General features: G+C 64.6%; 9 protein-coding genes. 5 read left to right on the top strand and 4 right to left on the bottom strand.

The genetic code is table 11. From position 1 onward, the window contains the following. Window positions 1–1104: 1104 nt before the first annotated feature. The 5 genes from ACREPD_RS14465 to ACREPD_RS14485 all read left to right on the top strand — a co-directional run bounded on the left by ACREPD_RS14465 (window position 1105) and on the right by ACREPD_RS14485 (window position 9551). Window positions 1105–6108, top strand: a complete 5004-nt coding sequence (locus ACREPD_RS14465; protein WP_431599960.1) for an autotransporter domain-containing protein — start codon at window positions 1105–1107, stop codon at window positions 6106–6108. A gap of 124 nt (window positions 6109–6232) precedes the next feature. Continuing rightward, on the top strand, window positions 6233–6772 hold the full coding sequence (locus ACREPD_RS14470) for a hypothetical protein (RefSeq protein WP_431599961.1): 540 nt from the start codon (window positions 6233–6235) through the stop codon (window positions 6770–6772). 11 nt (window positions 6773–6783) lie between these two features. Next, complete coding sequence (locus ACREPD_RS14475) at window positions 6784–7617, top strand: hypothetical protein (protein ID WP_431599962.1); 834 nt, start codon at window positions 6784–6786, stop codon at window positions 7615–7617. Window positions 7618–7640: 23 nt separating this feature from the next. Continuing rightward, window positions 7641–7991 carry a hypothetical protein gene (locus tag ACREPD_RS14480; RefSeq protein ID WP_431599963.1) on the top strand — a complete coding sequence of 117 codons (351 nt, stop codon included), beginning with the start codon at window positions 7641–7643 and terminating at the stop codon, window positions 7989–7991. Between the two features lie 198 nt (window positions 7992–8189). Beyond that, a complete protein-coding gene (locus ACREPD_RS14485) occupies window positions 8190–9551 on the top strand; it encodes a deoxyguanosinetriphosphate triphosphohydrolase (protein ID WP_431599978.1) in 1362 nt (453 codons plus the stop codon). 43 nt (window positions 9552–9594) lie between these two features. On the opposite strand, the gene ACREPD_RS14490 is transcribed toward ACREPD_RS14485, so the two are convergent. The 4 genes from ACREPD_RS14490 to hflK form a co-directional block, all read right to left on the bottom strand. Next, a complete protein-coding gene (locus tag ACREPD_RS14490; RefSeq protein WP_431599964.1) occupies window positions 9595–10224 on the bottom strand; it encodes a nucleotidyltransferase domain-containing protein in 630 nt (209 codons plus the stop codon). A gap of 148 nt (window positions 10225–10372) precedes the next feature. Continuing rightward, entirely contained in the window at window positions 10373–11665 is a 1293-nt protein-coding gene (locus tag ACREPD_RS14495; protein WP_431599965.1) for an adenylosuccinate synthase, read from the bottom strand. Between the two features lie 218 nt (window positions 11666–11883). Continuing rightward, the gene (gene hflC, locus ACREPD_RS14500) at window positions 11884–12747 is read right to left on the bottom strand and encodes a protease modulator HflC (protein ID WP_431599966.1); all 864 of its coding nucleotides are present in this window, start codon (window positions 12745–12747) and stop codon (window positions 11884–11886) included. Then, the gene (hflK, locus tag ACREPD_RS14505; RefSeq protein WP_431599967.1) at window positions 12744–13871 is read right to left on the bottom strand and encodes an FtsH protease activity modulator HflK; all 1128 of its coding nucleotides are present in this window, start codon (window positions 13869–13871) and stop codon (window positions 12744–12746) included. The genes hflC and hflK overlap by 4 nt, the downstream gene beginning before the upstream one ends. Window positions 13872–13912: the final 41 nt, after the last annotated feature.

The following is a 13912-nucleotide window of genomic DNA, read 5'->3' on the forward strand; positions in this document are numbered from 1 at the left end:
TGCCCAGGCCCTCGGCGTCGCCAAATGTCAGCTGCATGGATGGCTCCTCAACATGTGCTGCCATTGTCTCTCAGGTTGCCGGCCAGCGGCCGGCACTACCGGAGGATTTATTCAGAGCATCCCTAATCCGGAAACATGCATATGCAACCTCCAACAGAAGATCTCCCTTGCCAAGATGGCGAGGGGGGGTAGGGTCATCCTCTAGTGCGAGATTTCAGTCTCCGGGCCACACCATGCGCGAACATGCAGACAATGAGAAGTCGCTTGTTTCTTCCGATGTGCGGGGTTTAGTTGATGGACCCTACTGTTTGACGCATCTGACTTTTCTCGATGTATTCGCATTAAGCCACGCAATCAGTCGATCGCCTTGACCAAGCCGGTTCAAATCGAGCTATCAAGCCGCCGAATGGGATCTCAGACGTTACTCACTCCCTAGGCTTCAGCAAGTTGCGGCTCGACCATCTCCCGGGCGGCTGCAATAGCCGGCGTGGACTGCGCCGGAATCAGAATTGCGTCACCGCATAGCTCGCAGGCGCCGATCAGCACGTTTCGTGCAACGCCCTGCCGATCGCGGAATGGCACATCCCGCTGAACGAAAACCACTGTGACTCTGCCATCGCGATGGCAGAGGGCCCGCTTCCTGTCACCAGGCATAAGCATCTTCATTGGTTGACTCGCAACTGAGGCGTTGATGCCGCAGCGGGGCACACTGCACCCTTGCCTGCCAAGTGTGAAATCGTTCTTACCTAACGGATAGTTTGCTTCAGTAGGTCGCCGCTAACGATTCGACGCATCAAGACTGAACCAGCAAACCGCGACCTCTCTGGCACACCCCTTGCATCTCCCAGAGTTGAAATCCGCGCCACCGAAATAAGGTGACGCAGCTCTCAAAACCGCTAGAATCGCGCCAGCCGAGGCTGCCGTTATTGGCCTGCAGGCGGGGAACGCGTGCCAAGCACGCCATTGCAGCACCGTAGTGCCGTAGTCCAGGTCGGGTCCGCCGACCAAACGTCAATCTTTTGTCACCAGGAAATCCGCGGCCGCGCGCATGCCAGCGCATGCACGTTCGTGGATGTTGTTCACGGACCGATTCAGGGGGAACACATGTCCGCACCACGCCTTTTCCGCCCGCTCCTGCGGGTGGTGCTCTCGTTGTTGCTGCTCGCAGGCATTGCAGCGCCGTTGTCGGCGCTCGCCGCAGTGGTCAGCTTCAGCCAGGCCGGCCTACCGGCGACGCCGATCCTGCAGGATGGCCAGGCCGGTTCGGCCGATATTCCCGGCATCACCCTGCAGGTGATGAACGTGGCCAGCGACAGCGGCGGCGCGGTTGGTACGGTGGCGCTACGCGATGACGCGACGTTCTTCTTCACCGGTGACCCATCACTGAGGGCGGTGACTCACGAAGATAATGATGGCTATTACGGCATGGCGATAAAGTCGTCCAACGCCCGCGTGTTCGCCTTGAAATCGCTGATGTATTACAACTGGGGCGAAACCAGCGACGCGAACATCCGCATCCGGGGCTACCGCGCCGGCAGTGCCGTGTCCGGCGCGAGCTACACGTTCGTGTGGCCAGCCAACTCCACGACTCGGATGCAGATTTCGCTGCCTGCCGCATTCGATCAGGTGGACGATGTGCGCGTGGTGATCAGCGGCGGAGGTGCCAATGGCATGACGTCCTGGCACGCGGTCAACGACCTGGACGTGACGTTCACCAACAGCCCGCCCACCGCCATCAACCTGAGCAACACCAGCGTGATGCAAAGCGGCGGCGCGAATGCGGCGGTCGGCACGCTCACCAGCACCGACGCGGACCCGGGCAGCACCTTCACCTATTCCCTTGTTGCCGGCACGGGCTCCACCAACAACGCCTCCTTCAACATCGTCGGCAACGTGCTGCGCGCCAACAGCCCCGCATCGCTGCCGGCCGGCAACTACAGCGTGCGCGTGCGCACCACCGATGATGCCGGCGGCACCTTCGAGCAGAGCTTCGTGGTCAACGTGGTGGACAACGTCGCCGCCACGGTGACCAGCATCGCCCCGGCCAACAGCCCGGCCGCTGCGGCGACCAACGTGGATTTCACGGTGACGTTCAGCGAAGCCGTCACCAACGTGACCGTCGACGACTTCCTGCTGATCACTACGAGCGGCAATGCCACGGGCGTCCTGTCCTCCGTCAGCGGCTCTGGCACCACGTACACCGTAAACGTGGGCAGCATCACCGGCTCGGGCACGCTCAGGGTGGACCTCAAGTCGTCCAATGACATCGTGGACGCAGGCAGCAATCCCACCCCCGGTTACACCGCGGGCACGACGCACACCGTGTTGATTCCCGTTGCGCCGGGTGCGCCGACCATCACCGGCGTCACGCCGAGCGCCGGCCAGGTCGTGGTGAGCTTCTCTGCACCGGCCAGTGACGGCGGCTCGCCAATCACCGGCTACACGCTCACCGCATCGCCGGGTGGCGCCACGTTGAATGGGCCCGGCAGCCCGATGACCTTCACCGGGCTGACCAACGGCACCACGTACACCTTCACCGTGAGCGCGACCAACAACACCGGCACCAGCGGGCCCTCGGCGGCGTCCGCGCCGGTGACGCCGCGCGTGTCCCAGTCCATCACGTTCAATAATCCCGGCGCGCAGGACTTCGGCACCCAGCCCACCCTGTCGGCCACGGCCAGCTCGGGCCTGCCGGTCACCTTCAGCAGCAGCGCAACGGCGGTATGCACCATCACCAGCGGCGGCGCGCTGACCTTCATCCGCGCAGGCTCCTGCGTGATCGTGGCGAACCAGGCGGGCAGCGCGTCCGTCGAACCGGCCGGGTCGGTCAGCCAGACGTTCACGGTGAACGCGGTGGCGCCGGGCGCGCCGACAATCACCAGCGTTGCCGCCATCGATGGGGGCGTGGTGGTGCGATTCACTGCACCGGCCAGCGATGGGGGCGCCGTGATCAACACCTATACCGCGACCGCCAGTCCGGGCGGACTGTGGGTCTTGAGCGGCAGCAGCCCGCAGCAGCTGACCGGTCTGGACAATGGGGTCGCGTATACGATCACGGTGACCGCCACCAACAGCGCCGGTACCAGCGTGGCGTCGTCGCCCAGCGATGCGTTCACCCCCGCCGCCCGGCAGACGATCACCTTCAACAACCCAGGCACGCAGACCTTCGGCACCAGCCCGACGCTGTCGGCCAGCAGCAACTCGGGTCTGTCGCCTACGTTCTCAACGGGCACGCCTTCGGTGTGCAGCGTCAGCAGCGGGGGGGTACTCACCTTCGCCAGCGCGGGCAGCTGCATCATCCGTGCCGACCAGGCAGGCAACACCAGTTTCCTGCCCGCCATGCAGGTCAGCCAGCAGTTCACCGTCGATGCGGTGGCCGCGGGCGCGCCGACCCGGGTTACCGCTACCCCCTCGGGCACCGGTGAGATCCGCGTGGACTTCAATGTGCCGGCCAGCAACGGCGGCGCGGCGATCACCCAGTACCAGGTCACGTCGTCCCCGGGCAACATCGTGGCCACCGGCAACGGTAGTCCGGTGGCGGTCACGGGGCTGACCACGGGTCAGTCGTACACGTTTACCGTGGTGGCCATCAACGCGGCGGGCAACAGCGCGCCTTCGGACGCCTCCAATGCAGCCGTCGCCGCCGATGCCCTGGAGACGCGCCCGTCCAGCAGCACGCTGGCCTACGGCACGGCCACCACGCTCACGCTGGACTACAGCGGCCTGCCCACCCAGGTCATCGTGGTCACCCCGCCGAGCCACGGCACGCTGACGTTCAACGGCCTGCAGGCCCGCTACGCGCCCCTGGCGGGCTATGGCGGCCCGGACCAGTTCGTCTATCAGATCACCGACGGCAACCTGACGTCGGCGCCCGCCACGGTGAGCCTGACCGTGTCGCCGCCGAACCTGTCGCTGGATCCGGGCACCCCGCCGCCGGCCACCGCAGGCGCGGCCTATGCGCAGCCGTTGCCGGTCAGCGGCGGCGCCGCCCCCTACACCTACGTGGTGGTGGGCACGCTACCGGCCGGCATGGCGTTGAGTCCCACCGGCGAACTGAGTGGCGCGCCGACCACGGCCGGCACCTACACCTTCAACATCAGCATCACCGACAGCAGCACCGGCGACGGCCCGTACACCGTGCTGCGCCCGTACACGCTGCAGGTGGCCGCACCGCAGATCGCATTCGCGCTGGCGGCACTGCCGCAGACCATCAACGCCGCGCAGTACAACCAGCCGCTGCAGGTGACCGGTGGCGCGGCGCCCTATGCGTTCCGCCTGGCGTCCGGTGCACTGCCGGCAGGCGTGACGCTGGGCGCGACCGGCACCCTGAGCGGCACGCCGACGGCGACGGGCACGTACGGCTTTGTCGTCGAAGTAAAGGACGCCAACGGCTACACCGCCACCGCCACCTATGAACTGGTGGTCGCCGCAGGCGAGCAGCAGATCACCGGCTTTGCCGCCAACCCGACCGCCCCGGTGTACAGCGAGGGCGGCCAGTTCGCGGTCAGCGCAAGCGGCGGCGCGTCGGGCAACCCGGTGGTGTTCACCACCACCACGCCCACCGTGTGCAGCGTGCAGGGCGGCACCGTGAGCATGCTCGCCTCCGGGCGCTGCTCGCTCAGCGCCACCCAGCAGGGCAACGCGCAGTACCTGGCCGCGACCGCGCAGAGCTACGACGTGGATATCAGCGCGGCCGTGCCGACGCTGGAGTGGGTGCAGGCGCTGAACAAGATGCTCGGTGAGACCGCCTTCGAGCTGGTCGATCCGCGCAGCCCCAGCCAGGGCGCTTTCAGCTACAGCAGCAGCAACACCGCCGTGGCCAGCGTGCAGGGCCGCACGGTGACGCTGGTGGGCGAAGGCAGCACGGTCATCACCGTGACCCAGGCCGCGGCCGGCAGCTTCACCGCCGCCAGCGCGCAGTTGCAGCTGAGCGTCACCGCGCGCCCCGACCCGACCCGCGACCCGGGCGTGGTGGCCGGCCTGCAGGCACAGGTGGACGCCAGCGTGCGTTTCGCCAGTGCCCAGCAGGGCAACATCCGCGACCGCCTGCGCCAGGTGCGCAGCGGTGGCAATGCCTCCAGCAACCAGCTGGCGTTGAACTACGCCGGTGACGAACGCCGCCAGGGTATGACGGTGCCGCTCTCGGCCACCGGCGCGCCGGCATTGCCGGCCGGCTGGGGCATGTGGGCCGCCGGTACCGCCACCTTCGGCAAGGGTGACCGCCGCAGCAGCTATGACTTCGATTCCGACGGCCTCACGGTCGGTGTGGACCATGCACTGGGCGAACAGCTGCTGCTGGGCGTGGCCGGCAGCGTGGCACGCAACGACAGCGACTTGGAGGCCGGCGATTCCCGCGTGCAGGCACGCCAGCGTTCACTGGCCGCGTACGGTCTGTGGCGCGCCGGTGAGCACGTGTTCGTGGACGGCGTGATCGCCACCGGTGCGCTGGACTTCACCACGCGCCGCTGGAGCCAGGAGGTTGCCGCCTTCGGGCGTGGCAGCCGCGATGGCGACCAGTGGTTCGGCTCGGTGTCGTTCGGCTACGAGCATCGCGGTGAGGGCATGGTGCTGACGGGCTACGGCCGCATTGAAGCCAGCCGCACCACGCTGGATGCGTACCAGGAAACCGGGCTGGACAGCTACGACCTGGTGTACCGCCGCCAGCAGGTGGAGAACAGCGCCGTGGCGCTGGGCCTGGAAGGCAGCTTCCTGCCGGCCGATGCCAACAGCCGCGTGCGCCCGTTCTGGAACCTGGAATACCGCGAGGCGATCGACGACAAGGGCCAGGCCTACCTGAACTACGTGACCGCACCGCGTGCCGACGACTATCGCCTGGACATGCGCAGCTACAACGATCATGCGCTGTCGATCGGCGCAGGCATGGACGTGCGCCTGCAACGCGGCTGGTTGCTGTCGGTGCTGTTCGGCCATGAACAGACGCGCGGTTCCAGCAGTGCCAGCAGCGTCGGGCTGCGCCTGACCTACGGCGGTGCAGGCAAGGCCGGCGCCGGCATGAGTGGCGCGACGGCTGACCGTGCGGAAAGCCCGCGCTGCACCGGCAACCGCCGCACCTGCGTCCAGCAGGGAGCGGCAGCGGCGGCCCGATAGGCCGCTGCCAAGGGGCGGTGCCGGAACTCCCGGCACCGCCACGCAGGCACCGCCTTGACGGCCTGTGCGGTGGATCGGCGATACTCGGCCATCACCGCAGGACGCGGTCAGGGAGCCACACCGAATGAAATCCATACGCGCGCTGGCCTTGCTGGCCATGTTGATGCCATTGACCGCCCTGGCCCAGCCGGGTGTTCGTGATGCACAGGGCAACCTGCTGCCGGACACGTTGGCCACGCAGACCGTCGGCGATTTTTCGGCGTCAATCCTGATCACCGCCGATCCGAACTGGCAGCAAAAGTGGGAAACCCCGCCCGATGTGGCGCCGCAGTTTGAACCTGCCACCGAGGTCAAGGAGGGTGGCGACCTGTACATCCTGTCCTTCGTCGTCAATCCCAAGCTCGACGACAAGGGCATGACCAATGTGCGCTGCGACGTGCGGCTCACCCGACCGGACGGCAGCCTGAGCGGCGACGAGCATGACCTGCCCTGCTTCGTCACCCCGTTGGAAATGGATCCGCGGCTGGTGTACCTGACCTCGATCGGCGTGAAGTTCACGGCCGAAGCCGGCGATCCCAAGGGAACCTGGAAGGTCGCCATCACGGTGCGGGACAACAACCGCAACGTCACCCTGCCCTTGCAGTCATCCTTCGAAATGCGCTGACCGGAGCGCCCATGTCCCTTCGCTGCCTGCTGCTCGCGACCCTGTTGCTGGCCTGCTCCACCGCGCACGCGGGTGACACGGCCCCAGCTCCACCGCCGCCATTAAGCGCGGCAGACACCGCCGCCGCCCTGTCGCGCGCGGAGCGCGTAGGCCAGGCGATCTTCCTGCATGACCTGGCTGCCGAGCGCGCGACCGATGCCATCGTCGCGCAGCATCGTGCGTTCCGCAAAGACAAGCGCGTGCGCGGCTGGATCACCGAAGAACATGACGGGCGCTTCCGCGTGAGCTACATCGACGCGACGCCGGCGGTGCTGTACCGCGCCGAGATGACGCCGGACGGCACGCTGATCGGAAAGGTGGAGGTGCTGGCCGAACCGGCGCCGCTGAGCGCCTACGAAGCTGGCGCCGCCGCAGCCCGTGCGCTGGCGATGACCGCGCAGGTCATGCAATGCGCCAAGAACTACAACAGCGTGGTGCTGCCCGAAGGCGATGACCGCTGGGCCGTGTACCTGCTGCCGGGCACTACCCTGCCGAATGTGGTGCCATTGGGCGGCAGCCACCGGATGGACATCGCCGGCGGAAAGATCACCGCCAGCCGTGGCTTCACCCGAAGCTGCATCCAGCTGGGCCGCGCGCCGCCTGCACAACGCACCAAAGTGGTGGGCATGATGGTCACGCATCTGCTGGATCCCACGCCCACCGAGGTGCATGTGTACTGGAGCCTGTGGGCACGCACGCCGATGTTTGTGGCCACCGGCGAAGACGCGATCTGGAAGATCGAGAACGGCCGCATACAGCGCGTAGAGAATGACGATGCTGTGGCCACAGCACTGTCCGGAACATGAGCGACATTGGTTGAAGCGCATCATTGCACTTTTACTGTACGTATCCAGGCTGCGCACTACTGCTGACCGACGGCCACATCAGCCAATTGCTGCAGGCGTTTCCGGTAGCGCATCTGCCGAGCTACGGGCCACGAAATCCGGGTGTAACTGCACTGCACGCACAGTGGCTGCCAGATGCCCTTGCCCTGCTGTACTGCACCGCCGTGATATCGCTCCTTGTGGCGGCTGGGATATGGCGATCCGGGAAGCAGATTGCGAACCGCCCATTCGCGCTATTCGCACTGGCCGCGGTCGATTATTCCTTGAGTCTGTTCTGCTGCCTGGCGTTGCTGACGGCCTGGTTCCTGCTGTCTCGGCTGGCCAAGCTGCACTGAGTAGTTGTGTCGCCAGCCGGCCAAATGCCCGCAATGCGGCAATCGAGCACGCAAAGCATATGACCTGATTAGCTCGATGCCCGCGGCAGAATGAGCGATTCGACCCTGGAATTAATTTTGAGTTAGGATTAAGTAGTATCGCCTAGAAGCTGGGCGATTCGGATGGCTAACTCAAACGAAACAGGGGGCATTAGGATGATGCAATGGGATCAGCTACTTAATTCCACAAGACTTGGCCAAAGGGATGCCAAGGTCGAAGATGGTCGCTCACCGTTCAATTCGGACCACGACAAGGTCATTTTTTCTGGCTCATTTAGACGCTTGGCCAGAAAGACGCAGGTCCATCCGCTGGCAACCAATGATCATGTACACAATCGACTAACTCATAGCTTGGAAGTAGCCTGCGTAGGAAGAACGTTGGGCATGAGAGTTGGCCATGACTTAGTGAAGCACAAGAAGGTGCCCGACAACTTCACTGCGGCGGATATCGGCGACATCGTGCAAACGGCGTGCCTTGCTCATGATATTGGAAACCCGCCTTTTGGCCACACTGGTGAAGAGGCCATCAGACATTGGTTCCAGAACGATTCCGGGTCGATCCTTGAGGGTCTAGGGCCGCAGGAGGCTGCAGACCTTCTTTCCTTCGAGGGCAACGCGCAAGGATTCAGGGTCCTCACGACCTCCGAGTACCATGTATATGATGGCGGAATGCGACTTACCTATGCGTCACTCGGCACTTTCATCAAGTACCCGTGGACATCGGCAGATGCTGCAAACGGCAAGCGGCCCAAGAAGAACAAGTATGGAATCTACCGCTCAGAGGCAGATATATTCAAAGAGGTGGCAACCCACACCGGCCTAATTAGCAAAGGTGATGACTGGTACTGCCGTCACCCGCTCGCGCACTTGATGGAGATGTCTGACGACTTCTGCTACGCGCTCCTGGATCTCGAGGATGGTATCGAGATGGGCATTCTAAAGTGGGATGAAGTTTTTGAAGTTATCAGACCGATCCTTGACGAAACCAAGATTGATGGCTTGTCAAAAGAGCTCAAGGATCTAAGACCCGGGCGCAGACCCCCCTTGGTTCGAGGAAAGATCATTTCTTCGTTTGTTGATGCTGGCGCGAACGCGTTCATCTCCAATGAAAAGGAAATCCTCAGCGGCAACATTGACGACCTCCTCAGCAAGTGTTCGCCTGCCGTTAAAGCCTGCGTTAAGAGCGCTAAGGATCTTGCCAAATCTCGCGTCTTCCAGCATCCGAGAAAAGTTGAGCTGGAGATCGGAGCGTACAATACGCTCGCAACAATTCTTGACGTTCTCTGCAACGCCGCAGTGAATTTTGCTAGAAATGAGCATGAGAAGGATTACAAGTCCAAACGCGCGCTCGACCTCATCGGGAAGAATACCTTCGACCCGCGGGTCCACGAACACGACCATGATGGACCCACGCGTGAGTATCTAGCGCTCATGCGAGTTATGGATTTTGTGAGCGGGATGTCTGACAACTATGCAACGCATCTAGCTCGACAGTTCAACGGCTCGGGTGATGTTCGATAGTTGATTAGACCTGATTTACGAAGAGCCTCATTCCTTGAGGCTCCTAGTACACGATCAAATCCTCCTGATCTCCGATCACCCAGATCTTCGGCTGCGCCAGCACACGCATCAAGAAGGAATTTTCATCGTGAATGCGCGCATTGAATTCACCGCGTGTATAGAGCGTGGGGTTGATCGGACGTCCCAGCACCTGCTGCGGTGCGTCCAAGCGCTGCATCACGTCGGCGTAGCCCAACGTGTTGGACACGATCATCAGGTCGATGTCGCTGCTCGGGGTGTCGGTGCGCTTGGCCACTGACCCGTAGACGAAGGCGAATGCGATCTGCTCGGCAACAGGCTGCAGCGCGTCTTGAAGCGGGCCGGCCAGTCCGATGGTTTTACGGATGATGGAAACGAGTTCGTCGTGGACCGGTGCATCCGGATTGGCTTGATAGCGCCGCTGGTTGGCCGACGGGCGGACCGTGAGCAGCCCCGCACCGATGAGTTTGGCGAGCTCGCGCTGGATGGCGCCAGAACCGCCACCGCTGGCCGCGATAAGTTCTGAAACGGCGAAGTCGCGGGTGGGCTGGCCAAACAGCAGGCCCAATACCCGTTGCTGGGTTTGGGTGAAAAGTGCATCGGCCAGGCGGTTGCCTGACGGAGCGGGGGTGGCGGCGACGGATTTGATACCCATATTGGGCATAGTAATGCCCAATATGGGTAGGTTCAATGCCGAGGCGAGAACGCAGAAGCCCCGCTTTCGCGGGGCTTCTGGTTTGCCGGGCAGAGCCCGGCGCTACGCCGTTTCAGCCTGCCGGGCAGAGCCCGGCGCTACCGTTGGCTTAGGCGAACGGGTCCTGCAGGACCATGGTGTGGTCGCGGTCCGGGCCGGTGGAGACGATGCTGATCGGGCAGCCGGCCAGCTCTTCCAGGGCGCGCAGGTAAGCGCGGGCGGCGGCCGGCAGCTTGTCCCATTCGGTGATGCCGTGGGTGTTTTCGTTCCAGCCCGGGAACTCCAGGTACACCGGGGTGCACTCTTCCCAGCCCTGCGCGTCCAGCGGGGCGTACTCGGTACGCTTGCCACGGTATTCGTAGGCGATGCAGATCTTCAGCTTTTCCATGCCGTCCAGCACGTCCAGCTTGGTGATGCACAGGCCGCTGATGCCGTTGATGGCCACGGCGCGCTTGAGCGCGACGATGTCCATCCAGCCGCAACGACGCGGACGGCCGGTCGACGCGCCGTACTCGGCGCCACGGTCACGGATGCCCTGGCCGACTTCGTCGTCCAGTTCGGTCGGGAACGGGCCGCCACCGACGCGGGTGGCATAGGCCTTGGCGATGCCGAGCACGTAGTCGATCGCGTCCGCGCCCACGCCCGCACCGGCCAGCGCGCCGCCGACGGTGGTGTTGGAGCTGGTCACGTAGGGGTAGGTGCCGTGGTCGATGTCCAGCAGCGCACCCTGCGCGCCTTCGAACAGCACGCGCTTACCCTGCTTGCGCAGGTCGTGCAGGATGCCGGCCACGTCGGACTTCATCGGCTCGACGTATTCGCCGAACGCCAGGGCTTCGTCGTAGGTCTTCTGGAAGTCGATGGCGTCGGTGTTGAGGTACTTGGTCAGCACGAAGTTGTGGTAATCCAGCGCGGTGCGCAGGAGTTCTTCCAGCTGCTTCGGGTAGTGCAGGTCGGCGATGCGGATGCCGCGACGCGCCACCTTGTCTTCATACGCCGGGCCGATGCCACGGCCGGTGGTGCCGATCGCCTTGCCGCCGGCAGCGCGTTCGCGCGCCTGGTCCAGGGCGATGTGGTACGGCATGATCAGCGGCGCGGCCGGGGAGATCTTCAGGCGCGAACGCACTTCCACGCCGGAGGTTTCCAGCTCGGCGATTTCCTTCTGCAGGGCCGCCGGGGAGATCACCACGCCGTTGCCGATCAGGCACAGCGCGTCTTCACGCAGGATGCCGGACGGAATGAGGTGCAGCACGGTCTTCTTGCCATTGATGACAAGCGTGTGGCCGGCATTGTGGCCGCCCTGGAAACGCACTACGGCACCGATTTCCTCGGTAAGCAGATCGACGATCTTGCCCTTGCCTTCATCGCCCCACTGGGCACCAAGCACTACGACAGACTGACCCATGACGGGCTCCTCGAATTGTTGCGGCCATCGGGGCCGCGGACGGGTAAACCGTAGCAGGACCGGTCATCGCGGGGGTGACGGCTCCAATCGGGGAGCGGTCGGCGAAGGCAGGCCCAGACACGGAAAAAGCCGAACGGGGAGGCCCGTCCGGCTTTTGTGCATTATCCGGGTTTCCGGGGTCGCCCGCCACCCCGGAGGGTGGCGGATTCAACCGGCGGTCAGCGGTCGTTCTTGAGGTACTGCAGGAACGGGTCGTTCTTGTCCAGCACGATCACGCCGTTACCGTCGGTCATGGAGCTGCGGTAGGCCTCCAGACTGCGGTAGAACGAGTAGAACGACGGGTCGGCCGAACCGGCCTCGCCGTAGATCCGGGCGGCTTCGGCGTCGCCGGCACCACGCAGGCGCTGGGCGTCGCGTTCGGCCTCGGCCACGATCACGGTGCTCTCGCGATCGGCCTGGGCGCGGATGGTGAGCGACTGCTCCTCACCCTCGGCGCGCAGCTTGGCGGCTTCCTGCTTGCGCTGGGCGCGCATGCGCTCGTACACGTCGTTGATCACCTGGCTGTCGGTCGGCAGGTCGATCTGCTTGATGCGCAGGTCGATGATCTGCATGCCCAGGCCCTTGACCGCCTCGTTGATGCCGGTCAGCTGGCCGGCAATCAGCTCGCTGCGGTCGCCGGACACCAGCTGCTGCAACGAACGCGAGTTGATCTGGTTGCGCAGCGAGTCGGTGATGATCGGTGCCAGGCGCGCCGAGGCCACGCTGGCATCGCCGCCGGTGGCGCGGTAGTACGCACGCACGTCGGAGATGTAGCCAATGGCGAAGAAGTCGACGCTGACGTCCTTCTGCTCGGCGGTGAAGTAACGGGCCGGCGCGGTGGACAGCACCTGAAAGCGACGGTCGAACACGCGCACCGATTCCACCAGCGGCACCTTGAAGTGCAGGCCCGGCTTGATGTCGGAACGGACCACCTTGCCCAGGTTCAGCACCATGGCGGTCTGGTCCTCACGGACCACGTACACCGACCCCAGCAGGGCCAGCAGGGCGGCAACGGCCAGGCCGATCCACACGGAACTCTTCATCGGATGGCTCCTTCACGACCGGTCGGTCGCGTGGTCGGGCGCTCGGGGTTGCGCACGCCATCCACCGGCGTGCTGGCCGGCAGCGACGGCATCATCACTTCCGGGGTCACCAGCGGGGTGGCACTGCCGGTGGCCGGCGCGGCGCGGTTGTCGGGCATCGGCACGTAGATCAGCTGACGGCCATCGCCGCCGATGACTTTGCGGTTTTCCTTCAGCACGGTTTCCACGGTTTCCAGCCACAGGCGCTTGCGGGTGACTTCCGGTGCGTTCTTGTACTGGGCCTGCAGCAGGCTGAAGCGCTCGGCGTCACCCTGTGCGCGGGCCACGGCCGCCTGCTTGAAGCCTTCGGCGGTGGTGCGGGCACGCGAGGCCTGGCCACGCGCTTCGGGCACGACCTTGGCCGCGTAGGCCTGGGCTTCGTTGATCAGGCGTTCCTTGACCTGCTGGGCACCGTTGACCTCGTCGAAGGCCGGCTTGACCTCTTCCGGCGGACGGGCATCGGGCAGGGTCAGGCCGGTCACGACCAGGCCGGTGCGGTAGGCCTTGAGCGCGGCCTGCAGACGTTCCTGCGCGATCACGGCCAGCGGGCCGCGGTTGTTGAGCACGGCGTTGAGATCGGCACGGCCGACCTGTTCGCGCACGGCGCTCTGCGCGGCCTGCTCCAGCACCTGGTTGGCATCGACCGAGCCGAACAGGTACAGACGCGGGTCATCAATGCGGTACTGCACGTTGAGCGAGACGCGCACGATGTTCTCGTCGCGGGTCAGCACCGGCACTTCGCTGTTGAAGGTCTTGATCTGGGTCGCGTTGACCTTGGTCACCGACTCGATCGGCCAGGGCAGCTTGAAGTTCGGGCCCGGCTGCAGGATCCGCGAGAACTGGCCGAAGCGCAGCACCACGCCGCGTTGCTGTTCGCCGATCAGCTGGAAGCTGGAGAACAGCAGCAGCAGAACGACTGCCACCGCCACCCAACGCAGGATGCCGCCATCGAACAGGTCCTTCAGCGGTCCGGGCAATCCGCCCCAACCACCGCCGCCGCTACCACCGCGAGGACCAAACGGCCCCCGTCGATTATCGTCGGGGCCTTGTCCGCCCTTGTTGCCGCCGGGTGTGTTCCAGGCCATGCACGCTCCATCAGTAAAGGTTGCCTGCGGGCCAGTCCCGC

Origin of the sequence: Stenotrophomonas sp. (assembly GCF_050737075.1) — a bacterium.
Taxonomy (GTDB): Bacteria; Pseudomonadota; Gammaproteobacteria; order Xanthomonadales; family Xanthomonadaceae; genus Stenotrophomonas.